The organism is Pseudomonas sp. 05L36 (assembly GCF_056398125.1).
This window is the reverse complement of sequence record NZ_JBFTOU010000010.1, coordinates 89576-115436: the sequence shown is the minus strand read 5'-3', so window position 1 is coordinate 115436 and position 25861 is coordinate 89576. Positions and strand designations below refer to the sequence as shown.

The window sequence follows — 25861 nt, the reverse complement described above, 5'->3', positions numbered from 1 at the left end:
CCCACAGGGGTTCTGCGGTGTAGATACTAGCGGTACACCCCATCCTTGCCATGCGCCGCCGTCGCCCGATTGCCGCGCACGCTGATCATCTGCCGGATATCAATCCACTCGATCCCCTGAGCCTTGAGCTTGGGTAATTCGCGTTCCAGCACCGCCAGGGTCTGCGGATACGGATGCCCGATCATCACCGTCGAACCCTGCTTGTGCGCGAGGCTGATCGCGGTCTGCAACTGGGTCAGGATTGCTGCTTCAGTACGTTCATCATCGAGAAACACATCCCGCGAAACACTCGCCAGACCGATCTTCTGCGCTTGGGCAGCGGCCACGGTCTGGGCGCTGGTGCGGCTGTCGACGAAGAATTTATGCCGGCGTTGCAAATCGGCCATCAACCACGCCATGGCCGCTGGTTGTGCGGTCATGTGGCTGCCCATGTGGTTGTTGATGCCGCTGGTGTACGGGACCATTTTGAACGCGGCGTTCAGGCGTTTTTCCAGCTCCTCGACGGGCAGCTCGGGATGCCAGGCGAACGGTCCGGTGGCCGGATCCATAGGCATGTGCAGAATGACGATCTTGCCGGCGCGATGGGCTTCGCGGGCGAATTCGGTGGCGTGGGGCGTGTCGGGCATGATTGCCGTGGTCACCGGGCCGGGCAGGGCCAGCACGCGGCGATCCCGGGGCAGGTTCTGCCCCAGGTCATCGATGATCAGACTCAGGTAGGCTTTGTGGGGCGTCGATCCGGCGGGTTCTGCGTGAGCAACACCCGCCAGACAACACAACAGCCCGATCAGCAACCGCAGAAGCATCTCAACGGCCGGACGTGATGCTCAGCCCTTTGAGCAGGCTCAGGGCCTGGGCCAACTGATAATCGTCGTCCTGCGGCATCGGCTTGCCTTTGCCGCTGGAACCGGTCGGTTTGTCGGCGCCGCCGTTGCCGTTGCCCAGGTGGCCCTGCAAGTCGGCTTCCTTGAAGTAGTCGCCGTCTTGCTCGCTGGTGATCTTGGCCTTGCGCACTTCGATGTCCGGGACGATGCCCTGGGCCTGGATGGAGCGGCCGTTCGGTGTGTAATACAACGCCGTGGTGATCTTCAATGCGCGCTCGTTGTTGAGCGGCAGAACCGTCTGTACCGAGCCCTTGCCGAAACTGGTGGTGCCCATCAGCACGGCGCGTTTCTGGTCCTGCAGGGCGCCGGCGACAATTTCCGAAGCCGAAGCGCTGCCGCCGTTGATCAGCACGACCATTGGCACGGCTTCGCTTTCGTCCTTGCCGGTGGCAGAGAAGCGCAGCTCGGAGTTGGCAATACGGCCCTTGGTGTAAACGATCAGGCCCTTGGTGATGAAGTGGTCGACCACTTCGACCGCCGCCTGCAACACCCCGCCCGGGTTGTTGCGCAGGTCGAGAATGATGCCCTTGAGTTTCTTGCCGTTGTCCTTGCGCAGCTTGGCCAGGGCCTTGGAAACCTCTTCGCCGGTCTTGACCTGGAACTGGGTGATGCGGATATAGCCGTAGCCCGATTCCAGCAACTGGCTCTTCACGCTCTTCACCTGAATGACGGCGCGGGTCAAGGTCACGTCGAACGGTGTGCCGCCGTCGCGCACCAGGGTCAGGGTGATTTTCTGGCCGATCTTGCCGCGCATCTTGTCCACGGCTTCGGTCATGCTCTGGCCACGGGTCGGCTGGCCGTTGATCTTGACGATGAAGTCACCGGCCTGGATGCCGGCCTTGGAGGCCGGGGTGTCATCGATGGGCGACACCACCTTGATGAAGCCGTCTTCGGCGCCGACTTCGATACCCAGGCCACCGAATTCCCCGCTGGTGCTTTCCTGCAACTCGGCGAAATCTTCAGGGCCGAGGTAGGCGGAGTGTGGGTCGAGGTTGCTGAGCATGCCCTTGATGGCGTTTTCCAGCAGGGTCTTGTCGTCCACCGGTTCGACATAAGCGGCTTTGATCCGGTCCATCACCTCGGCAAAGGTGCGCAACTCATCCAGCGGCAGTGGCGCCTTGGTGGTCGCAGCAGTGCCCGCAGGCGCAACCGCCGGCGCTGGTTGAGCGGCAAACGCCAGAGGCGCGCCGATCACCAGGGCGATCGTCAGGGCCAGCGAGGTAAGGCGGGACAAATGCAGCATGTCGAACGAACTCCTAATGTAGGTAACTCAACGCCTATCCTTGCGCGTGGCACCATTGCGCTGGGTCACTCGGGTGACCCAGCTGACGAATTGCGAAATACAGCGCTGGTGTGTCCTGCCCGCCACTGTTACCGACAGTGGAAATAGGCTCACCGGCTTTTACAACGTCACCCGCAGACTTGAGCAGCGTCTGGTTGTGACCGTACAGACTCAAATAACCATTGCCGTGGTCGAGAATCACCAGCAACCCGGCGCCACGCAACCAGTCGGCGAACACCACGCGACCACCGTGCACGGCATGTACCGCGCTGCCGGCAGACGCGCCGATCATCACGCCGTCCCACTTGGTCCGGGCATCGTCCCCACGGCTTTCACCGAAACGCGCCAGCAGTCGACCATCGACAGGCCAGGGAAGTTTGCCGCGGGTTGACGCAAACGGGCCGCCAAAGGTCTCGCCGGAACTGGAAACCAGTGCGCCTGGTGTCGATCTGACCGGTTTGCGTGGGGCGTCGTCGCTGGCATCCGCCTGCGCCTGGGCCTCACGTAAACGCTTTTTTTCGGCTTCCTGCTGGGCAATCAGCGCTTTTTGCCGCGCTTCTTCTGCCTCACGGGCCTGGCGGGCAAGAGTTTCTTCAATGGTTTTAAGGACTTTAGACAGGTCTGCCTGATCCTGCTCGCGAGCCGCCAGTTTCTGATCGCGAGCCTTTACGTCGTCATTGAGTTTGGCCAGGACTTGCTGGCGCTCCTGGCGAACTTTCTCGAGTTCGCCACGCCGGGTGTCGAGGCTACTTTGCTGCACCAGCAATTGCGCCTGCTGCATGGTGATATCTTTCTCGACATTGGACAGTTGGCGCAGGGTTTCGTTGAAATTCTTCAGCTGCTCCAGGCGAGCCTGGCTCAGGTAGTCGTAATAGGTAAGGGTGCGGGCGAATCTTTCCGGATTCTGCTGGTTGAGCAGCAGCTTGAGGTATTCCTGGCGACCGTTCTGGTAGGCGGCCCGGGCCTGAATGGCGATCAGTCGTTGCTGTTCAATGCGCGCGCTCTGGAGTTTTTTTTTCTCTGCATCGAGGCGCTGTAGCTCGGCTTCGCTTTTCTTCAGCTCTTTTTGCAGGGCTTCGACCTGCTTCTCGAGCTTGCCCATTTCGGTTTCGGTGCCCTTGAGCTCTTTCTGCACACCGGACTTCTCTTCCTGCAGCTTGCCCAGCAGTTTCTTCAACTCGGCAATGTCCTGACGCGTGGCGTCCAACTGTTGTTGGGTGTCTGCGCGCTCGTCAGCAAAGGCCGGTTGGAGCAGGCAAGTCAGAGCTAGGGCTATCAGGACGCGAAGCATAGGGGCGGGCGGCACCAGGGAAAGGGACGGCCTAGTATGCCCGCCATGGGCGGCAAAAAAAATGCCCATTTCTGACTGTGTGATGACTGGGCTGAAAAACACCCTGAACCAATGTGGGAGCGAGCTTGCTCGCGATGGCGTCTTAACATTCAACATTGATATTGAATGTCAGATTGCTATCGCGAGCAAGCTCGCTCCCACAGGTTTTGTGGCGTTTGGGAGATCCAATCAGACCAGAATCGAAGTCCCGGTCATTTCCACCGGTTGCTCAAGGCCCAGCAACTTCAGCATGGTCGGCGCCACGTCCGCCAGCACACCGCCTTCGCGGACCTTCAGGTCGCGCTTGCCGACATAGATGAATGGCACCGGCTCGGTGGTGTGCGCAGTGTGCGCCTGGCCAGTGGTCTCATCGGACATTTGCTCGACGTTACCATGGTCAGCCGTGATCAGCGCTTCGCCACCGACCTTTTCCAGTGCGTCGACGATGCGACCCACGCACAGGTCCAGGCATTCAACGGCTTTGACCGCAGCCTCGAACACGCCGCTGTGGCCGACCATGTCGCCGTTGGCGTAGTTGACCACGATCACGTCGTAACGCTGGTTTTCGATGGCGTCGACGATGCGGTCGGTGACTTCCGGTGCGCTCATTTCCGGTTGCAAGTCATAGGTGGCGACTTTCGGCGACGGAATCAGGATGCGTTCTTCGCCCGGGAACGGTTCTTCGCGGCCGCCGGAGAAAAAGAAGGTCACGTGGGCATATTTTTCGGTTTCGGCGATGCGCAGCTGGGTCTTGCCGTTTTTCGCCAGGTAGTCGCCCAGCACGTTTTCCAGGCTGCCGGCAGCAAAAGCCGACGGCGCAGGAATACTGGCGGCGTATTGGGTCAGCATGACGAAACCGGCCAGTTTCGGCTGGCGGGCACGCTCGAACTCACTGAAGTTGTCTTCGACGAACACACGGGTCAGTTCGCGAGCGCGGTCGGCGCGGAAGTTCATGAACACCACGGCATCGCCGTCTTCGACTTTCACCGGCTCGCCGATGGAGGTGGCTTTGACGAATTCGTCGCTCTCGCCACGCTCGTAGGCTGCTTGCAGGCCTTCCTGAGCGGTGGCGGCGTTGAATTCGCCCTGGCCATCGACAATCAGGTTGTAGGCCTGGGACACGCGGTCCCAACGGTTGTCGCGGTCCATGGCGTAGTAGCGGCCAATCAGGCTGGCGATCCGGCCTTTGCCCAGGGCCTGGAAAGTCGCGTCGAGCAGTTCGATCGACGACTGCGCGCTTTTCGGTGGAGTATCGCGGCCGTCGAGGAAGGCGTGCAGGTAGATGTTTTGCGCACCGCGCTTGAAGGCCAGTTCGGCCATGGCGACCAGGTGATCCTGGTGGCTATGCACGCCGCCATCGGACAGCAGGCCCATGAAATGCACGGCTTTGCCGGCGGCGACGGCTTTGTCCACGGCCGCGCAGATGGTCGGATTCTCGAAGAACTCGCCGTCGCGGATCGATTTGGTGACGCGCGTGAAGTCCTGATACACCACGCGACCGGCGCCGAGGTTCATGTGGCCGACTTCGGAGTTGCCCATCTGGCCATCCGGCAGGCCGACGTCCATGCCGCTGCCCGAGATCAGGCCGTTCGGCACGGTGGCCCACAGGCGGTCCAGTACGGGCTTCTTCGCGGCGAAGATGGCGTTGGATTCAGGGCTCTCACTGTGACCGAAGCCGTCGAGAATGATCAGGACCAAAGGTTTAGGCGTGGTAGTCATGGAATCCACTCGTGGCTGAGGTAAAAGGGGTAATGGAAAAGGGAGTGGCAGTTTAAAGCGAAGTTCCGGCCACGTCACCGCCGGACGGGGTTTGGCCCACCATAGTGGCTGTGTATACTGGCCGACATTTTAACGCCCTGGAACCTCCTTCGATGGTTGCTCACCTGATTGAATTCGCCACTAACCACTACATTCTCGTCGGTATCTTTGTCGTATTGCTGGCGTTGCTGATTGCCTATCAAATGCAGGGCGGCGGCCGTAGCCTGAGCACCGGCGAACTGACCGGCCTGGTCAACAAGGACGCCGGCGTTGTGGTCGATATTCGTCCGAGCAAGGATTTCGCCGCCGGTCACATTGTCGGTGCGGTGAACATTCCCCAGGACAAACTGGCCGCCCGCGTTGGCGAACTGGAAAAGCACAAGGCCAAGACCATCATCCTGGTCGACGCCATGGGCCAGACCGCCGGCACCCACGCCCGCGAACTGATGAAATCCGGCTTCACTGCCGCCAAGCTGTCCGGCGGTATCTCCAGCTGGAAAGCCGACAATCTGCCGCTGGTGAAGTGATATGAGTAGCGTCGTCGTCTATTCCAGCGATTACTGCCCTTTCTGCTCGCGAGCCAAGTACCTGCTCGAGAACAAAGGCGTGGCCTTCGAAGAGATCAAGGTCGATGGCAAGCCGCAGGTGCGCGCTGCGATGGCCCAGAAGGCCGGGCGTACGTCCGTGCCGCAAATCTGGATCGGCAGCACCCACGTGGGCGGTTGTGATGATTTGTTCGCCCTGGAGCGTGCCGGCAAGCTCGATGCGCTGCTCAGGGCCTGACGGTAATACCCCAAACAAGCAAACCTAAAAGAACCCTGGATCAAGAAGGATCTGCGATGACTGACCAACAGAACACTGCTGCGACCGAAGAAGAAACTGCACCGCAATTCTCCTTGCAGCGCATTTATGTGCGTGACCTGTCCTTCGAAGCTCCGAAAAGCCCGGCGATCTTCCGCCAGCAGTGGGAGCCGAGCGTCGGTCTGGATCTGAACACCCGTCAGAAGACGCTGGAAGCCGACTTCCACGAAGTCGTGCTGACCCTGTCGGTTACCGTGAAAAACGGTGACGAAGTGGCGTTCATCGCTGAAGTGCAACAGGCCGGGATCTTCCTGATCAAGAACCTGGATGACGCTTCGATGAGCCACACCCTGGGTGCGTTCTGCCCGAACATCCTGTTCCCGTACGCTCGTGAAACCCTGGACAGCCTGGTGACCCGCGGTTCGTTCCCGGCACTGATGCTGGCTCCGGTGAACTTCGATGCGCTGTACGCGCAAGAGCTGCAACGCATGCAGGCTGCTGGCGACGCTCCAACCGTTCAATAAAGAAGCTTCGTTTGGCCCATGAAAAAAGCGCCTTTGACGGCGCTTTTTTCATGGGGTAAACGAAACCTTCATGTAGGAGCTGCCGCAGGCTGCGATCTTTTGATTTTGATTTTGATTTTGATTTTCAAGATCAAAAGATCGCAGCCTGCGGCAGCTCCTACATTGGGTCATGGTGTTATTTGAAGTCGTTCTGACGCCAGGCTTCGTACACGGCCACCGCCACGGTATTGGACAGATTCAGGCTGCGGCAGCCCTCGCGCATCGGCAGGCGCAGGCGTTGCTCGCCGGGCAGGGCGTCCAGCACCTCGGCGGGCAAGCCCCGGCTTTCCGGACCGAACAGGAACGCATCGCCCGGGGCGAAGCTGGCGTCGTGGAACGGCCGCGAACCCTTGGTGGTGAAAGCGAACAGTCGTGGATGGCCGAGGCTTTCCAGGCAGCTGGCAAGGTCGGCATGGCGTTGCAGGGTGGCATACTCGTGGTAATCGAGGCCGGCCCGGCGCAGGCGCTTGTCGTCCATCTCGAAGCCCAGCGGTTCGATCAAATGCAGGTGGCAGCCACTGTTGGCGCACAGCCTGATAACGTTGCCGGTATTCGGCGGAATTTCTGGTTGGAAAAGGATGACGTGAAACATGCACGGCTCCGAAGGTAAAGATGACGCGCATTCTACGCCGCCAGAAGGCGTGCGTTCGAAACTATTCCTGCGGGTGATGGGCTCGCTGGCGATTGTCGGGGTGATGGTCGGGATGATGATCGGTCGGCTGACCACGCCAGACCCCAGCCAGTTGCAGCAGGTTGAGGTGACGAGCGACGGGCTGGTGGTGTGGTTCAACAACGAACCCAAGACCCACGGCGAGATGGTTGAGGGCAGTGTTGCGCTGCTGTTTGGCGCCGAGGGCAAGGCGCAGAAAGGCCAGCTCAAGCTCGGCGGCAAGGACGTGAACTGGCGGGTACGTTTGAGCGATGGGGGGGTGTTGCTGACACTGGTGGCGGCCCGGCCCCTGCAGGGCGAGTGGGCCGGTAGCGAGGTCGATGACCGCTGGCGGCTGGAGATCCATCTCCGGGAGCAATAAAAGAGGGAATCCCCGGCCTGCCTGTACCAAGGTTCCCGAAACGGGAGGCTCGTCGCGAGTGCGGTTTGAGCCTGGTGTAAAGAAGGAACCCCTGACCTGCCTGTATCAAGGGCCCCAAAACGGCTGGGCTCGTCGCGGATGCGGTGTGAGCCCGGTGTAAAGAGGGGAATCCCCGGCCTGCCTGTACCAAGGTCCCCGAAACCGGGTAGGTGAACTGATTCACTTGATAGGGTTATTGCAGGGGGCGTGCCAGGTTTTAACAAGTTGAAACAGAAAGCTGCGTATAAACGCCGAAAGCCCCGTAATCCGGGGCTTTCGTGTTTTTGCGATAGGGGTTCGATTGCGAACGCAGGCAGGGTTTCGACGCTGTTTTTGTGCGCGATTGCGGTTCACGGTGCATTGCGGCGGTGCACTGACAACCCAAAAAGCATCGCGAGCAAGCTCGCTCCCACAGGGTTCGATGGTGTCTACACGATAGTGAAAACACCGAAAATCCACTGTGGGAGCGAGCTTGCTCGCGATTGGGTCTAACGATCAGCGAAGTACTAGAGGCTGATTAGCCCTCATCCCCCTCATCATCATCCCCGCCATCCACCTTCATCCCCAATTCCTTGATCTTGCGGGTCAAGGTGTTGCGCCCCCAGCCCAGCAACACGGCGGCATCGCGGCGGCGGCCGGCGGTGTGCTTGAGGGCGGTCTCGATCATGATCCGCTCGAAGGCCGGCACGGCGCTGTCGAGCAGGCTCGACTGACCACGGGCCAGCGCCTGGTCAGCCCACTGGCGCAGGGCCTGCTCCCAGTTGGTCACGGGCGCCGAATCCTGTGGCAGGCTCAGCAGCTCCGGTGGCAGGTCGCCGATGTGCACTTCGCGACCCGAAGCCATCACCGTGATCCAGCGGCAGGTGTTCTCCAGCTGCCGCACGTTGCCGGGCCACGGCAGGTTCTTCAGGTATTCCTCGGTTTCGCTTTTCAGCAGCTTTGGCTCGACGGCCAGCTCCTGGGCTGCGCGGCTGAGGAAGTGCTTGGCCAGGGTCGGGATGTCTTCGCGACGGTCCGACAGGCGCGGGATGTGGATGCGGATCACGTTGAGGCGATGGAACAAGTCCTCACGGAATTTTCCGGCATGCACCAGGGTTTCCAGATTCTGGTGAGTCGCAGCGATGATGCGCACATCGACCTTCACCGGCACATGACCGCCGACGCGGTAAAACTCGCCATCAGCCAGTACGCGAAGCAAGCGGGTCTGGGTGTCAGCCGGCATGTCGCCGATTTCATCGAGGAACAGCGTGCCGCCGTCAGCCTGTTCGAAGCGCCCGCGCCGCAGGTTGGCCGCGCCGGTGAACGCGCCTTTCTCGTGGCCGAACAGTTCGGATTCCATCAGGTCTTTGGGGATCGCCGCCATGTTCAGCGCGATGAACGGCGACGCTGCCCGCGGGCTGTGACGGTGCAGGGCGTGGGCCACCAGCTCTTTACCGGTACCCGATTCGCCATTGATCAGTACGGTGATGTTGGAGTGGCTCAAGCGCCCGATGGCGCGAAATACTTCCTGCATCGCCGGCGCTTCGCCGATGATTTCCGGGGTGCGGGTCAGGGTCGGGGCGACTTCCAGGCCTTGTTGTTCCTGGGCGTGCTGGTTGGCGCGTTTGACCAGGGAAACAGCTTCGTCGACGTCGAACGGCTTGGGCAGGTACTCGAAGGCGCCGCCCTGATAGGACGCGACAGCGCTGTCCAGATCGGAGTGAGCGGTCATGATGATCACTGGCAGCCGTGGATGCTGCTCGCGAATCCGCGCCAGAAGGTCCAGGCCGCTGGCGCCGGGCATGCGGATGTCGGAAATGATCACGTCCGGCTGCTGGCGCGCCAGGCGGCTCATCACACCATCGGCGCTGTCGAAGCTTTGCGTGGTCATGCCTTCCTGCTGCAGGGCTTTTTCCAGGACCCAACGGATAGAACGGTCGTCATCGACGATCCACACGGTTTCACTACGGCTCATGTCGATGTGGCTCCTTGTTCCAGTGGCAGAAAGATCGAGAAAGTGGTGTGGCCGGGGTGGCTGTCACATTCGATCAGGCCCTGGTGCTGGCTGATGATGTTCTGGGTAATGGCCAGGCCCAGCCCGGTACCGTCCGGACGACCGCTGACCATGGGAAAAAAGATGGTTTCCTGCAGTTCCGCAGGAATGCCCGGGCCGTTGTCGATGATCTCGATCTTGGTCACCAGGCGATGACGTACATGGCCGATGGTGAACTGGCGCATGGCGCGTGTGCGCAGGCTGATGCGACCCAGGCGCAGTTCGTTCTGGCTGCTGATGGCCTGCATGGCATTGCGCACGATGTTCAGCACGGCCTGAATCATTTGCTCGCGGTCGATCAGGACGTCGGGGATGCTTGGATCGTAATCGCGCACCAAGGTGATGCAGCCCTGGCTTTCGGCCTCCACCAGATGGCAGACACGCTCAAGTACTTCATGGACGTTGCACATGGCCAGCGATGGAAGCTTGTTGGAGCCGAGCATGCGGTCCACCAGGTTACGCAGGCGGTCGGCTTCTTCGATGATGACGTTGGTGTAGTCGCGCAGGCTTTCTTCCGGCAGCTCCCGGGCGAGCAATTGTGCCGCGCCGCGAATCCCGCCCAAGGGGTTCTTGATTTCATGGGCAAGGCCGCGCACCAGCATCTTGCTGGTTTCCTGTTTCGATAGCTGTGCTTCTTCCTTGGTGATCCGCAGCAGGCGGTCACGAGGGTGGACTTCGAGCAGCAGCATCGTGTCGCCGTTGCTCAGAATCGGTGTTACCGCGTAGTCGACGGTCAGGGTCTGGCCGGTGAGGGCGGTGAGCATGGCTTCGCGCTTGGTGAACGGGTGAGCTTGTTCGACGGCCTGGCGCAACGAGTTCAGCGCCTCGGTCGATTCGGTAAACAACTCACTGATGAACTGCCCATGGCTGCGTTGACCGCTGATGGCCAGCAGCATCTCCGCCGCCGGGTTCATGTACTCGAGGCGCAGTTCGGCGTCGAGCAGGATGGTGGCAGTGGTGAGGTTGTCGAGTAGCAAACGGTGGAGTGCGTCGCTAATGGTCATCGGGACCTCTTTTAGGGCAGAGCATGCGCAAGAAAAAAGCGCTGGTACGGGCAAAATGCAAAAACCAAACCAAGGCTCCGAAAAGAAGCGTTCAGCGCCTGAAACGGGCGTTTGACGCTCGTTTGCGTGGCGCTTTGCCAGCTTTGGCGGGTACTTTCGAACCAAAATGGGTTGGGATGTGAGTACGGTGCAAGCAATTGCACCAATATAGTGCGCAAACCTGAACGAGGTTAGAACAGTCGCAAGAATGGATTTTTTTCTTCGGCGGGTTTGTTGTTGAGCTGGCATTCCGGCCGCTGGCCGTAGTCTTCGAGAGTGCAGGGTTTGATCTTGCGCTTCTGGGCGAGAGACGTGCGCTGCATGTGGAAAGGTTGGTTGGCGGTGCGTTCGACGATGCGCCCCTGTTCGTCGAGGATTTCCACCGACAGGGTATGGCTGCCGCGATCGATGTTGCTCAATGGGAACACCGGGCTCAGGCCGGGTTCGGCGGTGGGCTGGCCGTCGAGCAGCAACCGGTAGCTGTGACCGGGTTGCAGGGCGGGTTCGTTGGTGGCGCTGACGATGACTTCGCCGGTATTGCTGCGGATGGTTGCGTCGGGTTCCGGGATCAGGATGCGCAGCACCTCATAGTGGAGCAGCGCTTGTACTTCGGGACTGCTCTGGGCAAGCAACGGCGCTGCACTGTTGGGGTTGGCCGCTATTCGATTGCTCATTGTCAGCGGTACACGCTTGGCGTTGCCGGATTTGGGCTGGTCGGTGAAAACCCGATTGCCCTGGGCGTCGACATACATGAAGACCTCTGCCGAGGCGGGCAGGGCGATCAGGCAGGTGATCAGTAGCCACGCCTTCAAGGCTTGTGCACCCGCTGTACAGTGAATGTCTCCGCAGGGCTCTGCTGCACAACGTTTTCCCCGTCGATCACTTGTACGGCGAGACGGTGTTCGCCGCGATCGATGTTCACCAGTTGCAGGGTCGGCACATTGCCTGGCTGGCCGTAGGGCTGATCGTCCAGCAGTAGCTGCAACAGGTGGGGGGCTTGCAGGCGCGGCTTGATCAGTACCGTTATGGTGAACGTGCCGTTGTTGGCACGCAGGGCTTCGGTGGTGGGCAGGCCGGTCAGCGCCAGTACTTCATAGGCCTTGTGGGGCGGTTCATTGCGAGCGGCTTCAGCAGCAGGTGCGGCCTCGCCGGGAGGCTGGCGCTCGACGCTGTTGAGGGGCGGCAAGTCGACCGGATGGGCGCTGACGCCGTCAGGCGGTTGATTGCTGTACGCGGTGGCGCCGTTGGCGTCCGTGTACTTGTAGATCTGCGCCGTGGCGGGCAGAACGATCAGCAGCAGGATGAAGAGAAAACCGCGACCCATGGAATTGACCGGAAACGAAAGCATTGGGTTGCAGCATAGGCCAGGCTGGGTGTTTGTCCCAAGCAGGTAACATTTGAGTGTAATTTGTCGAGACATCCTGAGCGCAGAAAACCCCTGTAGGAGCTGGCTTGCCAGCGAAAGCGTCTGACCATTCAACATAAACGTCGACTGACATACCGCATTCGCTGGCAAGCCAGCTCCTACAAGGTTCCATAGCGTTTTCGATATTCATTGGCAATAAAAAAGGCCTCCACGAAGGAGGCCTCTTTTTGTCACGCCGCTTGCGCAGGCGCTACCGGATCAGCAGCTGTAGTACAGCTCGTATTCCAGTGGATGTACGAAGGTACGTACCTTGATTTCTTCTTCGCTTTTCAGGGCGATGTAAGCGTCGATGAAGTCGTCGCTGAAAACGCCGCCTTTGGTCAGGAACGCACGACCTTTGTCCAGCTCTTCCAGGGCTTCTTTCAGGCTGCCGCAAACTTGTGGGATCTCTTTGGCCTCTTCAGGCGGCAGGTCGTACAGGTTTTTGTCAGCGGCATCGCCAGGGTGGATCTTGTTCTGGATGCCGTCCAGACCAGCCATCAACAGTGCGGCGAAGCACAGGTACGGGTTGGCAGCAGGATCCGGGAAGCGTGCTTCGATACGGCGGGCTTTCGGGCTCGACACGTAAGGAATACGGATCGAAGCGGAGCGGTTGCGAGCCGAGTAGGCCAGCATCACTGGAGCTTCGAAGCCTGGAACCAGACGCTTGTAGGAGTTGGTCGCCGGGTTGGTGAAGCCGTTCAGGGCCTTACCGTGCTTGATGATGCCGCCGATGAAGTACAGAGCGGTATCGGACAGGCCGGCATAGCCTTCGCCTGCGAAGGTGTTCTTGCCATCTTTCCAGATGGACATGTGTACGTGCATACCCGAGCCGTTGTCGCCGTACAGCGGCTTAGGCATGAAGGTAGCGGTACGGCCGTAGGCATCGGCTACGTTGTGCACGACATACTTCAGGGTTTGGGTTTCGTCGGCTTTCTTCACCAGGGTGTTGAACTTGACGCCGATTTCGTTCTGGCCGGCAGTCGCCACTTCGTGGTGGTGAACTTCGACGGTCAGGCCCATTTCTTCCAGTGCGTTGCACATGGAGGTACGGATTTCGTGGTCGTGGTCGAACGGTGGAACCGGGAAGTAGCCGCCTTTGACGCCTGGACGGTGGCCTTTGTTGCCGCCTTCGATGTCCTGGTCGGACATCCACGAACCTTGTTCAGAGTAGATCTTGAACATGGAGCCGGAAATGTCGGACTTGAACTTGACCTGGTCGAAGATGAAGAACTCTGGCTCTGGACCGGCGTACACGGTGTCACCGATAGCGGTGGCTTTCAGGTGCTCTTCGGCGCGCTTGGCGATCGCACGTGGGTCGCGATCGTAGCCTTGCATGCTCGAAGGCTCGATGATGTCGCAGACCAGGATCAGGGTCGGTTCTTCGGTGAACGGATCCAGAACAGCGGTGGAGTCGTCCGGCATCAGGATCATGTCGGAGGCTTCGATGCCTTTCCAGCCAGCGATGGAGGAACCGTCGAACATTTTGCCGACTTCGAAGAAGTCGTCATCCAGCGCATCGCGAGCCGGCATGGTCACGTGGTGCTGAGTGCCTTTGGTGTCCGTGAAGCGCAGATCAATCCACTTGACGTCATGATCTTTGATGAGTTGAACCGACTTCGACATAGTGTCCTCCGGGTGGCTTCGGGCTGGTAATGGATGCCCTTAAATGTGGGTGATGCCGGCGCGAATACTCTGCCAAGGCAACCTGCCTCACAAGGGAGCAAATTGCATGCCAGTGCCCCAGCATGGGTTTTTTGCCCCAATTTCACGCCTGTCAGGCGGAAAAGTACCTTAAAGCGGAAAATCCCGCCCTACAATGTGGCGCTCATTTCAACAAATGACCTGTTTTGGTGCGCGCGAAACCTTCTGCACATTAACTGGTTAAACCTTGAGCAATTTCCGCTATAATCCGCGCCCCCCTTTTTCGGCAGGCCCTGCGCGCGCTGTTTCCATGAAATTAATCGTAAAAGTCTTCCCCGAGATCACCATCAAGAGTCGACCTGTCCGGACGAAATTTATCCGCCAGTTGGCCAAAAACATCCGCGCCGTGCTCCGCGATCTGGACCCGGCCGTGGTGGTGAGCGGCGTGTGGGACAATCTCGAGCTGGAAACCCGCGTCACCGACCCGAAAGCCTTGAAAGAGATGGGTGAGCGCCTGACCTGCATGCCGGGCATCGCGCACTTTCTGCAGATCGACGAGTACCCGCTGGGCGACTTCGACGACATCACCGAAAAGTGCAAACACCACTACGGCGATGCGCTGGCCGGGAAGATTTTCTCGGTGCGCTGCAAGCGTGCGGGCAAGCACACGTTCAGCTCGATGGACGTCGAAAAATACGTCGGCAGCAAGCTGCGTCGCGAGTGCGGCGCCGCCGGGATCGACCTGAAAGCTCCGGAAATCGAAGTCCGGATCGAAGTTCGCGACCAACGGTTGTTCGTGATCCACAGCCAGCACAACGGCATCGGCGGATATCCGCTGGGCGCCCTGGAGCAGACGCTGGTGCTGATGTCCGGCGGCTTCGATTCCACCGTGGCGGCCTACCAGATCATGCGCCGTGGCCTGATGGCGCACTTCTGCTTCTTCAATCTGGGCGGACGTGCCCACGAACTGGGCGTCATGGAAGTCGCGCATTTCATCTGGAAGAAGTACGGCAGCTCCCAACGCGTGCTATTTGTCAGTGTGCCGTTCGAGGAAGTGCTGGGCGAAATTCTCGGCAAAGTCGATAACAGTCATATGGGCGTAGTATTGAAGCGTATGATGTTGCGCGCTTCCTCCCAAATTGCCGATCGACTGCACATCGAGGCGCTGGTAACCGGTGAGGCGATCTCCCAGGTGTCGAGCCAGACGTTGCCAAACCTGTCAGTGATCGACTGCGTGACCGACAAGCTGGTGTTGCGTCCGCTGATCGCCAGCCACAAGCAGGACATTATCGACACGGCAATCGAAATCGGTACCGCCGATTTCGCCCGGCACATGCCGGAGTACTGCGGCGTCATCTCGGTCAATCCGAAGACAGCGGCCAAGCGCTATCGCGTCGAGCATGAAGAGAAAGAATTCGATATGGCGGTACTCGAGCGTGCGCTCGAAAACGCCAAACTGGTGCCGATCGATCGCGTGATCGATGAACTGGGCCAGGACTTGCAGATTGAAGAAGTCAGCGAAGCGCTGGCCGGTCAGATCGTCATCGACATCCGTCACCCGGATGCCGCTGAAGACGACCCGCTGGACCTCGCTGGCATCGAGGTACAAACGATGCCGTTTTATGCAGTGAACGCTCGTTTCAAGGAACTGGACCCTACTCGCCAGTACCTGCTGTATTGCGACAAAGGCGTGATGAGTCGCCTGCATGCCCACCATTTGCTCAGTGAGGGGCATGCCAATGTGCGCGTTTATCGACCGAGCTAAGTGCCCGGGGCTGTTTGCCTGTGGCCTGCGTCACCGGCCCCCCGATGCCACCGTCAAGCTGTAACGGCTTTCACGGACGCTACTGTTAATCGCTGCCAAGACTTGTCAGCACACCGAATCCTCTGATCGAGATACACAAGTGATCGAAAATCTACGCAACATCGCCATCATTGCCCACGTTGACCATGGTAAGACCACCCTGGTAGACAAACTCCTGCGTCAATCCGGCACCCTGGAGCGCAACGAGCTCAACGACGAGCGCGTGATGGACTCCAACGACCAGGAAAAAGAGCGCGGTATTACCATTCTGGCGAAAAACACCGCCATCAACTGGAACGGCTACCACATCAACATCGTGGACACCCCGGGCCACGCCGACTTCGGCGGTGAAGTTGAACGTGTAATGTCGATGGTCGACTCCGTTCTGCTGCTGGTTGACGCTCAAGACGGCCCTATGCCGCAAACCCGTTTCGTGACCAAGAAGGCTTTCGAAGCCGGCCTGCGTCCAATCGTGTGCATCAACAAGGTTGACCGTCCAGGCGCGCGTCCGGACTGGGTTCTGGACCAGATCTTCGACCTGTTCGACAACCTGGGTGCCACCGAAGAACAGCTGGACTTCAAAGTCGTCTACGCCTCGGCCCTGAACGGTATTGCCGGTCTGGAACACACCGACATGGCTGAAGACATGACCCCGCTGTACCAGTCGATCGTCGACAACGTACCAGCACCGAAGGTTGACCGTGATGGTCCGTTCCAGATGCAAATCTCGGCACTGGACTACAACAGCTTCCTGGGTGTTATCGGCGTTGGCCGTATCGCTCGTGGTAGCGTCAAGCCGAACACCCCGGTTGTGGCTATCGGCGCCGACGGCAAGAAGCGTAACGGTCGTATCCTGAAGCTGATGGGTCACCACGGCCTGCACCGTATCGACGTTGAAGAAGCTTTCGCCGGCGACATCGTGTGCGTGAGCGGTATGGACTCGCTGTTCATCTCCGACACCCTGTGCCAGCCGGACAATGTCGAGGCGATGAAGCCTCTGACCGTTGACGAGCCAACCGTTTCCATGACCTTCCAGGTAAACGACTCGCCTTTCTGCGGTAAAGAAGGCAAGTTCGTGACTTCCCGTAACATCAAGGAACGTCTGGACAAAGAGTTGCTGTACAACGTTGCACTGCGCGTTGAAGAAGGCGACTCGGCCGACAAGTTCAAGGTTTCCGGTCGTGGTGAGCTGCACCTTTCGGTACTGATCGAAACCATGCGTCGCGAAGGCTTCGAAATGGGCGTTGGTCGTCCTGAAGTGATCATCCGTCAGGTTGACGGCGTGAAGCAGGAACCGTTCGAAAACGTAACCATCGACACCCCTGAGGAATCCCAGGGCAAGGTTATGGAAGAGATGGGCCTGCGTAAGGGCGACCTGACCAACATGGTGCCGGATGGCAAAGGCCGTGTGCGTCTGGAATACAACATCCCTGCTCGTGGTCTGATCGGTTTCCGTAACCAGTTCCTGACCCTGACCAACGGTGCTGGCATCCTGACCTCGATCTTCGATCGCTACGACACCATGAAGTCCGGCGACATGTCCGGCCGTCAGAACGGTGTTCTGGTATCGGTAGAAACCGGCAAGGCTCTGACCTACTCCCTGGAAACTCTCCAGGCGCGTGGCAAGCTGTTTGTTGAACACGGTCAAGAGATCTACAACGGTCAGATCGTTGGTCTGAACAGCCGTGACAACGACATGGGCGTCAACCCAACCAAAGGCAAGAAGCTCGACAACATGCGTGCTTCGGGTAAAGACGAAACCATCGCTCTGGTTCCACCTGTTCGCTTCACCCTGGAACAGGCTCTGGAATTCATCCAGGACGACGAGCTGTGTGAAGTGACTCCTAAGTCCATCCGTCTTCGCAAGAAGATCCTGGACGAAGGCGAGCGTACCCGCGCTGCCAAGAAAGCCAAGGCATAAGATTTAGCCTTGCTTAACAAAAACGCCCCCGGTCGAAAGGCCGGGGGCGTTTTTGTTTGTCTGGGGTTTGTGTGGCGTTTGTACTGGCCTCATCGCGAGCAAGCTCGCTCCCACAGTGTTCGAGGTGAACCACAAATTGTGTGAACACCACAGAACCCCTGTGGGAGCGAGCTTGCTCGCGATGAGGCCAGTACCAGCGCCGCAAATTCCGGGGGTATCAGAACCGCTCGATACTCCGCGAATTCTGCACGCGCTCCACTTCTTTCGGCTTGTACGCGCAATACCCCGGCCGCGGGCCGATTTTCGGGTGGTTGCGGCAGGTATCCGGGCGCTTTTCATAAATAGTGCACAGACGGCTCTTACGATCCAGGTACAGGCAATCGTTGTTGCTCATGCGCTGGAGGGTAAAGATTCCTGACTTCTGGTTGAAACGCTCGACCAACCCTTCCTTTTGCAGGCGTTTGGCGATGTTCTTCGGCGGATCGCCCAGCTCGAACTCATCAACCACGCCGATGCGGATCAGGTCCTTGATCTTGACCTCGACGGGCAGGGTGCAGCAGCTGGACATGCACGAGCCGCACATCGGGGCAGAGTACTTGGCCCAGGTATCGAGGCGGTCGATCTCTGCGGCAGCGATCAGGTTCGGCTTCATCATCGTTTGTTACCAGCGTGTGCATCAGGGCGCGCGATCATACCGGGACTGGTGGATTTTTGAACAACCTTTCGCCAGATTTTTTCACTGCCGGCCAATAAGCCGCTAATCCGGCACGGCCCCTGCATTGAATCAGGTATACGACAATGTATTGCCGACCCGATTCGCACTTACAGGAAAAACTGCCGAACCAGAGCCTCTACCGCCTGTCAGACCGTCTAGGCTCAGACAACCCAAGCTCGCTCGAGGTCCTATCGATGACTCAAGAACCACTTGTTCGCGAAGCAGAGGTGGCCGCATTTCGCGACGCCGTCTTGACCAAACTCACTTACGCAGTGGGTAAAGACCCGGATCACGCCTTCGACCATGACTGGTTCGAAGCCATTGCCCTGGCCGCGCGGGACCACATGGTCGAGCACTGGATGGACCATACGCGGCAGATCTACCGCAAAGGTCAGAAGCGCGTTTATTACCTCTCCCTGGAATTTCTCATCGGTCGGCTGCTGTTCGACAGCCTGAGCAACCTCGGCCTGCTCGACGTGGCCCGCGAAGCCCTGACCGAACTCGGTGTCGATCTTGAGCGCATCCGCTTGCTGGAGCCCGATGCGGCCCTGGGCAACGGCGGCCTCGGGCGTCTGGCGGCGTGTTTCCTGGAAAGCATGTCGACCCTCGGTATCGCCGGTCATGGCTACGGCATCCGCTATGAGCACGGGTTGTTCCGCCAGGCGATTGTCGATGGCTGGCAGCAAGAGCAGACCGAACACTGGCTGGATTTCGGCAACCCCTGGGAATTCGAGCGGCCTGAAGTGGTTTATCCGATCGGCTTTGGCGGCAGCGTTGAAACCGTGACCGATGACAGCGGTAAGTCCAGGCAAGTCTGGCACCCGGCGGAAACCGTACGGGCCATTGCCTACGACACGCCGGTGGTCGGCTGGCGCGGGGCGAGCGTCAACACCCTGCGCCTGTGGCGCGCCCGGGCCATGGAAGATCTGCACCTGGAGCGTTTCAACGCCGGCGATCACCTGGGCGCCGTGGCCGAAGTAGCCCGGGCCGAGAGTATCTCCCGCGTGCTCTATCCAGCGGACAGTACCGAAGCCGGCCAGGAACTGCGCTTGCGTCAGGAATACTTCTTTGTCGCCGCGTCCCTGCAGGATTTGCTGCGCCGCCATCGCAACATGCACACCTCGGTACTGACCCTGGGCGATCACGCGGCGATCCAGCTCAATGACACTCACCCCTCGATTGCCGTCGCCGAACTGATGCGCCAGTTGGTGGACGTCTACGACGTGGCGTGGGATGCGGCGTGGCAAGTGACGGTCGACACGCTTTCCTACACCAACCACACCCTGCTGCCCGAAGCGCTGGAAACCTGGCCAGTGGGTTTGATGGAGCGCATGCTGCCACGGCACATGCAGATCATTTACCTGATCAACGCCCAGCACATCGACTCCCTGCGGGCCAAAGGCATCCACGACTTCGACGTGTTGCGCGCGGTATCGCTGATCGAAGAAGACAACGGACGCCGGGTGCGCATGGGCAACCTGGCGTTTCTAGGTTCCCACAGCATCAACGGTGTGTCCGGGTTGCACACGCAACTGATGCGCCAAACGGTGTTCTCCGAACTGCACAAGCTCTACCCGGAGCGGATCAACAACAAAACCAACGGCATCACCTTCCGCCGCTGGCTGTATCAGGCCAACCCCGAGCTGACCTCGATGCTGGTCGATGTCCTCGGGCCGCAAGTGCTGGACAACCCGGAAGAGCGTTTGCTCGCCCTCGAACCGTTCGCCGAGAAAAATGCATTCCGCAAGGCATTTGCCGAGCAACGCCTGCACAGCAAGAAAGCCCTGGCGTACCTGATTCATGAGCGGCTGGGCGTCGCGGTCAACCCGGCAGCGATGTTCGACGTGCAGGTCAAGCGAATCCACGAATACAAACGCCAGTTGCTCAACCTGATGCACACCGTGGCGTTGTACCAGGCGATTCGCGCGGAACCTGAAATCGACTGGGTGCCACGGGTGAAAATCTTTGCCGGCAAGGCCGCCGCGAGTTATCACCAAGCCAAACTGATCATCAAACTGACCAACGACATCGCCCGGGTGGTGAACAACGACCCGACCGTGCGCGGCTTGCTCAAAGTGGTGTTCCTGCCCAACTACAACGTCAGCCTGGCGGAGAGCATCATTCCGGCGGCGGATTTGTCCGAGCAGATCTCCACCGCCGGTTTCGAAGCGTCAGGCACCAGCAACATGAAATTCGGCCTGAACGGGGCGCTGACCATCGGCACCCTGGACGGCGCCAACGTGGAAATGAGCGAGCGCATCGGCACCGAGCACATGTTCATCTTTGGTCTCAGCGCACAGCAGGTCGAGGCGCGTAAACAGAACCATGAGTTCAATGCGGCACCGGATATCGCCGCCTCCCATCGCCTCAACGATGTGCTGCAAGCGATTCGCGGCGGCGTGTTCTCGCCGGATGATCCGTCCCGTTACACCGGCCTGATAGACTCGTTGGTAGATTTCGACCGCTTCCTGGTCTGCGCCGATTTCGACTCGTACTGGAATGCACAGATGCGCGTCGAAGCCCATTGGCACGATTCGAACCAGTGGTGGCGTTCGGCGGTGTTGAACACGGCGCGGATGGGCTGGTTCTCGTCGGACCGGACCATTCGCGAGTACGCCACGGAGATCTGGAAGGCGCTGGAGTAAGTCTTCAGGCAGGTGGATATACTGGCGCGCCGGAAAAGATCGCAGCCTTCGGCAGCTCCTACAGGATCGCGTAGGAGGTGCCGAAGGCTGCGATCTTTTGGGCGCTGGTTACGCTAATCTTTCGGGATTGAGCTTAGGGATATCGACCATGCAATGGATTTTCATGCTGATCGGGCTGGTGCTCGGCTGGATACTCGACGAGTCATTCAGTGATGCACTGCTGGGCGCGTTACTCGGATTGGGTGTCGGCCAAGCCGTTCGCATGGCTCGCATGGACGCTCGGGCAGCCGAGCAGCAGCACTTGCTGGAACAGGCACAGGTTGCGCTGCAAGCGGTCGAGCAACGGCTGGCAGTGCTTGAAGCATCAGGCGTCAAGGCGCCGGAAACCCGTGAACCGCTGGTATCGCCTGAAGCCCTCCTTGATGAAACACCTGCCGTAGTCCCGGAATTGATCTGGGAGCTGCCGCCCGAGCTCGAGCCAATCCCCGCAGCGGCCAGCGAAGTCGCCGATGCCTGGAAATCCGAGCCGACTGCTCGTGAGGCACAACCACCTGTCCCCCCGCATGGCCCGAACCTCATCGACCGCGCCATCAGTCGCGCCCGCGCCTGGCTGTTCGGCGGCAATACAGTCTTGCGGGTCGGCGTGGTGTTGCTGTTCCTCGGCCTGGCCTTTCTGCTGCGCTATGCCACTGAAGGCGTGGTGGTGCCGGTTGAGTTGCGCTACGCCGGTGTGGCGGCCGCAGCCTTGGGGTTGCTCGGATTGGGTTGGTGGTTACGAGCGCGCAACAGCAGTTACGCGTTGATCTTGCAGGGCACCGGGATCGCCGTGTTGTACCTGACAGTGTTTGCCGCGATGCGCCTGCATCCGTTGCTCGATCCCTCGGCGGCGTTTGGCCTGCTGGTGGCGGTGACGATCTGTTCGGCGATTCTCGCCATTACCCAGGACTCCCTGGGGCTGGCCGCCGCTGCCGCACTGGGTGGCTTCGCCGCGCCCATCCTGGCCTCCACCGGCGCCGGCAGCCACGTCGCGCTGTTCAGTTACTTTGCCCTGCTCAATGCCGGCATCCTCGCCATCGCCTGGTTCAAGGCCTGGCGGCTGTTGAATGTCATCGGATTCACCGGCACCTTCGGCATCGGTTTCGCCTGGGGCCTGCGCTCCTACTCGCCGGAGTTGCTGTGGAGCACCGAGCCGTTCCTGATTGTGTTTTTCCTGATGTACCTGGCCATTGGTCTGTTGTACGCCCGGCGCAAGTTGATGGCGATGAGCGATGCACCGGCAGAGGGCAATCGCGAAGCGCTGCTGCAGTGGTCGGCGCGCAAGGGTGACTACGTCGACGGCACACTGCTGTTTGGCCCGCCGCTGGTGGGTTTCGGCTTGCAGTTCGCACTGGTGCAGCATCTGGAATTCGCTGCGGCGTTCAGTGCCTTGACGCTGGGCATGATTTACATGGGACTCGCCCGTTGGCTGATGGCCGGGCGCACGCTGTTGCTGGGGGAAACCTGCCTGGCCTTGGGGGTGATCTTCGCCAGTCTGGCGATTCCGCTGGGGCTTGATGCGCGCTGGACGACGGCGGCGTGGGCGGTGGAAGGCGCGGGGATCTTCTGGCTCGGTCTGCGTCAGCAAAGGCCCCTGGCCCGGGCCTTTGCCTTGCTCCTGCAACTGGGGTCGGCGCTGGCGTTTCTCAGCGAGTTGCACAGTAGCGAGAGCAGCCTGCTCGGCGGTGTGCCATTAGGCGCGCTGTTGTTGGGTGTCGCGTTGTTGTTCAGCTTCTACCAGTTACGCAAAGCCTTGCCGGAGCAGATCAGGCCCTGGGAGCTGATAGGCCTGCCAGTCCTGGCTTGCCTCGGGCTGGCGTTTCTCTATTTGCTGGCACCGCTGTTTTTCTTCAGTCACGGCACGGTGATCAGTTGGGCCTTGGCCGGGGGGCTGACGTTGTTGGTTGGCTTGCGTCTGCAATCGCGCACGTTCGTGTTCACCGCGCTCTCTGTGCAAATGTTGGGTGGCGCGCTGTTCCTGGTAACAGGACCGCAGCTCAGTGACGGTCTGCGACCCCTGGCCCATGGCGGGTTCTGGGCGCCGCTGGTGCTGGGGCTGGCCGCGATGTTCGGGGCCTGGCGTTTGCAGATGAGTCGTGTGCGTGGAGCGTTGAAAGGGTTGAGTCTGTTGCGGTTGTCCCAGGCGTTGCTGGTGTGGGGCGCAGGTTGGTGGGCGTTGGCCTGGGTCATCGAGGTGCTGCATTTCGCGTCGTTGCCGATGCAGGCGACTTTTTTGTTGAGCATGGCTGCCGTGAGTGTCGCGCTGTGGACAGCGTTGGCGCTGCGCCTGAGTTGGCCGTCACTGGGCGTGCTCTGCACAGTGTTGATTCCCGCGGCGGCGCTGGTGCTGCTGGCGGCCTGGCACTCGCGTTATCACCCGGCGGCCAACGCCGGCTGGCTGGCGTGGGCCGCCGTGTTCGTCGTGCATTTCATGTCCCTGCGGCGTCTGGCGCCCATGCTGCCGGCGCGCGTGCTGAGTGTCGCCCATGTGCTCGGCTGCTGGCTGTTGATGGGGGTGCTGGCTCTGGAGCTGCGTTACGCTTTGCTGGTGTTGTCCGAGCAATACAACGCCTGGCGCTGGTTGGGCTGGGCGATTCTGCCAAGTCTGTATCTGGTGCTGATGGCGGCACCTCGCGCGTGGCCTTGGCCGGTGTCGACATATTCGAGGGAATACCGTGTATACGCCGCCGCGCCGCTGGCGTTACTGATGCTCGGCTGGTTCTGGCTGGCGAATGTCGCCAGTGACGGCAACGCTGAACCTCTGCCCTACGTGCCATTGATCAACCCGCTGGAGCTCGGCCTGTTGTTCGCGCTGTTCGGCGTCTATGCCTGGTCCCGCAGTGCCATGACACAACTGGCGGTCCGCGAGGATTACGTCGCCATCGCCACGCAAGGGGTCGCAGGTGCCTCGCTGTTCATGTTCTTTACTGCATTGGTAATGCGTGCGGCGCACCATTGGAGCGGGGTGCCGTTCGAGCTGGATCTGTTGCTGGCGTCGATGCGTGTACAAGCCGGCCTGTCCATCGTCTGGACCCTGATGGCCCTGAGCTTGATGATCGGCGGCCATTTGCGTCGCCGCCGCGAAGTCTGGCTGATCGGCGCCGCCTTGATCGGCGTGGTCGTGGCCAAGCTGTTCTTTGTCGAATTGAGCAATCGTGGCGGGCTGGCGCGGATCGTGTCGTTTATTGGAGTCGGCGTCTTGCTGCTGGTGGTGGGCTATTTCGCCCCGCTGCCGCCCAAGCGCGCCGACGCTGTGCCGGATACCGGGAAACCGCTCGCGGAATCCGAAGGAGTGTCATCTTGAGTCAGAAGCTGAACCTGGGTTGGCTGGCCGCTGTTGCCATGGGCGTGGTGTTGTCGGCGGTTGCCCAGGAAAAACCGGCGGACTTCACCACCCAAGTGCCTTTGTCGGTGACGGGCGAAGGCCCCTGGTATCGCCTTGAACTGCCCCTGAGCGTGCAACTGAATGCACGGCAGGCCGACCTGAGCGATGTGCGGGTGTTCAACGCCGTCGGTGATGTTCAGGCCTATGCCCTGGCCCGGGAGTCGGCGCAGAGCAGTGAAACGCGTACCTTGACCGAGGTGAAATGGTTTGCGTTGTACAACTCGGTGGACGCCACTGAAACCGCGCCGAGCGTACGGGTGCAATCGAGCGCCAACGGCACCTTGGTCGAGGTGCAGCCCTCAAGTCAGCTGGAGGCGGGTGAGGAGGAGTTGCGCGGCTGGTTGCTCGACGCTTCCGCGATCAAGGCGCCGTTGCGGCAATTGATTCTCGACTGGACCAGCGAGCGCGACGGCTTCGAGCGTTTCACCCTCGAAGCCAGCGACGATTTACAGCATTGGCAGTTCTGGGGCGAAGGGCAGGTGGCGCGCCTGACCTTTGCCGACGAGCGGGTCGAGCAGCATGAAATCGGCCTGCCGGGCCAGTCGGCGCGCTACTTGCGGTTGCTGTGGATCACTCCGCATTCGGCACCGACGCTGACTTCGGCGCAACTGCAAAGCGCCAGTACCCGCAGCCTGCCGCTGCCGTTGGTCTGGTCCCAGGCGTTGACCGGCAGCAGCACGAAGGCGGGTGAGTACACCTGGCAGTTGCCGATGGGGCTGAATGTCGAGCGAGTGCAGGTCGAGCTGAGCCAGCCCAACAGCCTGGCGCCGGTGAGTCTGGCCGGTCGGCGCGACAGCAGCCTGCCATGGCAGTCGTTGGGCAGCGGTTTGCTCTATCGCCTGACCCAGAACGGTCAGGATGTGGTGCAAAACGAATTGCCGTTGTCAGGGCAAATCGTCCAGCAATTGAAACTGACCGTGGACGAACGCGGCGGCGGCCTGGGTGATCAGGCGCCGACGCTGAAGTTTGCCGTGCGCGCCACGCAACTGGTGTTCCTGGCGCGCGGGCCGGGGCCTTACACGCTGGTTGTGGGGAATACGACGGCGAAGGCGGCGAACTTGCCGCTGTCGATGCTGATTCCGGATTACGGCCCGGCGAAGCTCGCGACCCTGGGCCGGGCCATGGTGGATGTCGGGGCGCTGGTCTCGAATGCATCGACTGAGAAAACGCTGGCTACGACGGACACCCAGTGGAAGAAGTTCGGCTTGTGGGCAGTGTTGTTGCTCAGTGTCTTGTTCCTGGCGGCGATGGCGTTCAGTTTGCTGCGCAAGCCTACTGCCAAATCCTGACAGTGGGTGCTACGCACCCAATCGCGAGCAGGCTCGCTCCCACATTTTGAACGCGTACCCCTGTAGGAGCGAGCCTGCTCGCGAAAGCGTTCGCCCAGTCACTGAAAGTGCCGAAATGACTGCAGTTCTCAGGCCCAGACCCAGCCCATTTCCAACTACGCTCATCCCCGCACATGAACTCTCTTCAGCCGATCACGTCTGATAGGAGGAAATGCACCCCGACTCGCGCTAAACTGCTCGGGTTTTTAGCCCCCCCA

General features: G+C 60.2%; 22 protein-coding genes. 11 read left to right on the top strand and 11 right to left on the bottom strand.

What is annotated here, in order from left to right; all coding sequences use genetic code 11:
- Window positions 1-26 precede the first annotated feature (26 nt).
- From AC1DKH_RS13815 to gpmI, 4 genes are all read right to left on the bottom strand, one after another.
- Window positions 27-803, bottom strand: a complete 777-nt coding sequence (locus tag AC1DKH_RS13815) for a divergent polysaccharide deacetylase family protein (protein WP_477798428.1) — start codon at window positions 801-803, stop codon at window positions 27-29.
- A 1-nt stretch (window position 804) separates the two neighbouring features.
- Window positions 805-2124 (bottom strand): S41 family peptidase, encoded by a 1320-nt coding sequence (locus tag AC1DKH_RS13810; RefSeq protein ID WP_477752642.1) that lies wholly within the window; start codon window positions 2122-2124, stop codon window positions 805-807.
- A 34-nt stretch (window positions 2125-2158) separates the two neighbouring features.
- Window positions 2159-3454: a murein hydrolase activator EnvC family protein gene (locus tag AC1DKH_RS13805; protein WP_477752641.1), complete on the bottom strand. Its 1296-nt coding sequence runs from the start codon at window positions 3452-3454 to the stop codon at window positions 2159-2161.
- A 228-nt stretch (window positions 3455-3682) separates the two neighbouring features.
- Window positions 3683-5212 (bottom strand): 2,3-bisphosphoglycerate-independent phosphoglycerate mutase, encoded by a 1530-nt coding sequence (gpmI, locus tag AC1DKH_RS13800; protein WP_477752640.1) that lies wholly within the window; start codon window positions 5210-5212, stop codon window positions 3683-3685.
- A 152-nt stretch (window positions 5213-5364) separates the two neighbouring features.
- Here gpmI and AC1DKH_RS13795 point away from each other — a divergent pair, with 152 nt between their 5' ends.
- The 4 genes from AC1DKH_RS13795 to AC1DKH_RS13780 are packed head-to-tail and all read left to right on the top strand — an operon-like array spanning window position 5365 to window position 6759.
- Entirely contained in the window at window positions 5365-5778 is a 414-nt protein-coding gene (locus AC1DKH_RS13795; protein WP_007989216.1) for a rhodanese-like domain-containing protein, read from the top strand.
- Window position 5779: 1 nt separating this feature from the next.
- Window positions 5780-6034: a glutaredoxin 3 gene (gene grxC, locus AC1DKH_RS13790; protein WP_108216188.1), complete on the top strand. Its 255-nt coding sequence runs from the start codon at window positions 5780-5782 to the stop codon at window positions 6032-6034.
- A gap of 56 nt (window positions 6035-6090) precedes the next feature.
- The gene (secB, locus tag AC1DKH_RS13785) at window positions 6091-6576 is read left to right on the top strand and encodes a protein-export chaperone SecB (RefSeq protein ID WP_477752639.1); all 486 of its coding nucleotides are present in this window, start codon (window positions 6091-6093) and stop codon (window positions 6574-6576) included.
- Between the two features lie 18 nt (window positions 6577-6594).
- The gene (locus AC1DKH_RS13780) at window positions 6595-6759 is read left to right on the top strand and encodes a hypothetical protein (RefSeq protein WP_477798427.1); all 165 of its coding nucleotides are present in this window, start codon (window positions 6595-6597) and stop codon (window positions 6757-6759) included.
- Here AC1DKH_RS13780 and trmL read toward each other — a convergent pair.
- On the bottom strand, window positions 6752-7207 hold the full coding sequence (trmL, locus tag AC1DKH_RS13775; RefSeq protein ID WP_090452600.1) for a tRNA (uridine(34)/cytosine(34)/5-carboxymethylaminomethyluridine(34)-2'-O)-methyltransferase TrmL: 456 nt from the start codon (window positions 7205-7207) through the stop codon (window positions 6752-6754). The two genes, AC1DKH_RS13780 and trmL, sit on opposite strands and share 8 nt — an antisense overlap.
- Here trmL and AC1DKH_RS13770 point away from each other — a divergent pair.
- On the top strand, window positions 7206-7646 hold the full coding sequence (locus tag AC1DKH_RS13770) for a hypothetical protein (protein ID WP_477752637.1): 441 nt from the start codon (window positions 7206-7208) through the stop codon (window positions 7644-7646). The two genes, trmL and AC1DKH_RS13770, sit on opposite strands and share 2 nt — an antisense overlap.
- 556 nt (window positions 7647-8202) lie before the next feature.
- Here AC1DKH_RS13770 and ntrC read toward each other — a convergent pair.
- Both ntrC and glnL read right to left on the bottom strand, forming a co-directional pair.
- A complete protein-coding gene (gene ntrC, locus AC1DKH_RS13765) occupies window positions 8203-9639 on the bottom strand; it encodes a nitrogen regulation protein NR(I) (protein ID WP_056852210.1) in 1437 nt (478 codons plus the stop codon).
- Entirely contained in the window at window positions 9636-10721 is a 1086-nt protein-coding gene (gene glnL, locus AC1DKH_RS13760; protein ID WP_057712404.1) for a nitrogen regulation protein NR(II), read from the bottom strand. Before glnL ends, ntrC begins: the two co-directional genes overlap by 4 nt.
- 23 nt (window positions 10722-10744) lie before the next feature.
- Between glnL and AC1DKH_RS13755 the strand changes: the two genes are divergently transcribed.
- Complete coding sequence (locus AC1DKH_RS13755; protein ID WP_477752636.1) at window positions 10745-10903, top strand: hypothetical protein; 159 nt, start codon at window positions 10745-10747, stop codon at window positions 10901-10903.
- Window positions 10904-10951: 48 nt separating this feature from the next.
- On the opposite strand, the gene AC1DKH_RS13750 is transcribed toward AC1DKH_RS13755, so the two are convergent.
- The 3 genes from AC1DKH_RS13750 to glnA all read right to left on the bottom strand — a co-directional run bounded on the left by AC1DKH_RS13750 (window position 10952) and on the right by glnA (window position 13791).
- A complete protein-coding gene (locus AC1DKH_RS13750; protein ID WP_477763800.1) occupies window positions 10952-11572 on the bottom strand; it encodes a DUF4124 domain-containing protein in 621 nt (206 codons plus the stop codon).
- Window positions 11569-12084 carry a DUF4124 domain-containing protein gene (locus AC1DKH_RS13745; RefSeq protein WP_477798426.1) on the bottom strand — a complete coding sequence of 172 codons (516 nt, stop codon included), beginning with the start codon at window positions 12082-12084 and terminating at the stop codon, window positions 11569-11571. Before AC1DKH_RS13745 ends, AC1DKH_RS13750 begins: the two co-directional genes overlap by 4 nt.
- 300 nt (window positions 12085-12384) lie before the next feature.
- Complete coding sequence (glnA, locus tag AC1DKH_RS13740; protein ID WP_008002929.1) at window positions 12385-13791, bottom strand: type I glutamate--ammonia ligase; 1407 nt, start codon at window positions 13789-13791, stop codon at window positions 12385-12387.
- A gap of 328 nt (window positions 13792-14119) precedes the next feature.
- On the opposite strand from glnA, the gene thiI reads away from it, so the two are divergent.
- Together thiI and typA are read left to right on the top strand one after the other, a co-directional pair.
- Entirely contained in the window at window positions 14120-15574 is a 1455-nt protein-coding gene (thiI, locus tag AC1DKH_RS13735) for a tRNA uracil 4-sulfurtransferase ThiI (RefSeq protein WP_477752634.1), read from the top strand.
- A 139-nt stretch (window positions 15575-15713) separates the two neighbouring features.
- Complete coding sequence (typA, locus tag AC1DKH_RS13730; protein ID WP_477752633.1) at window positions 15714-17534, top strand: translational GTPase TypA; 1821 nt, start codon at window positions 15714-15716, stop codon at window positions 17532-17534.
- Window positions 17535-17751: 217 nt separating this feature from the next.
- Here the strand turns inward: typA and AC1DKH_RS13725 are convergent, their stop codons facing one another.
- Window positions 17752-18189, bottom strand: a complete 438-nt coding sequence (locus AC1DKH_RS13725; protein ID WP_477752632.1) for a YkgJ family cysteine cluster protein — start codon at window positions 18187-18189, stop codon at window positions 17752-17754.
- A 254-nt stretch (window positions 18190-18443) separates the two neighbouring features.
- Here AC1DKH_RS13725 and AC1DKH_RS13720 point away from each other — a divergent pair, with 254 nt between their 5' ends.
- From AC1DKH_RS13720 to AC1DKH_RS13710, 3 genes are all read left to right on the top strand, one after another.
- Window positions 18444-20894 carry a glycogen/starch/alpha-glucan phosphorylase gene (locus AC1DKH_RS13720; RefSeq protein ID WP_477752631.1) on the top strand — a complete coding sequence of 817 codons (2451 nt, stop codon included), beginning with the start codon at window positions 18444-18446 and terminating at the stop codon, window positions 20892-20894.
- Between the two features lie 148 nt (window positions 20895-21042).
- Complete coding sequence (locus tag AC1DKH_RS13715; RefSeq protein ID WP_477798425.1) at window positions 21043-24234, top strand: DUF2339 domain-containing protein; 3192 nt, start codon at window positions 21043-21045, stop codon at window positions 24232-24234.
- Window positions 24231-25604, top strand: coding sequence for a DUF3999 domain-containing protein (locus tag AC1DKH_RS13710; protein WP_477798424.1), 1374 nt, complete (start codon window positions 24231-24233; stop codon window positions 25602-25604). Before AC1DKH_RS13715 ends, AC1DKH_RS13710 begins: the two co-directional genes overlap by 4 nt.
- Window positions 25605-25861 lie beyond the last annotated feature (257 nt).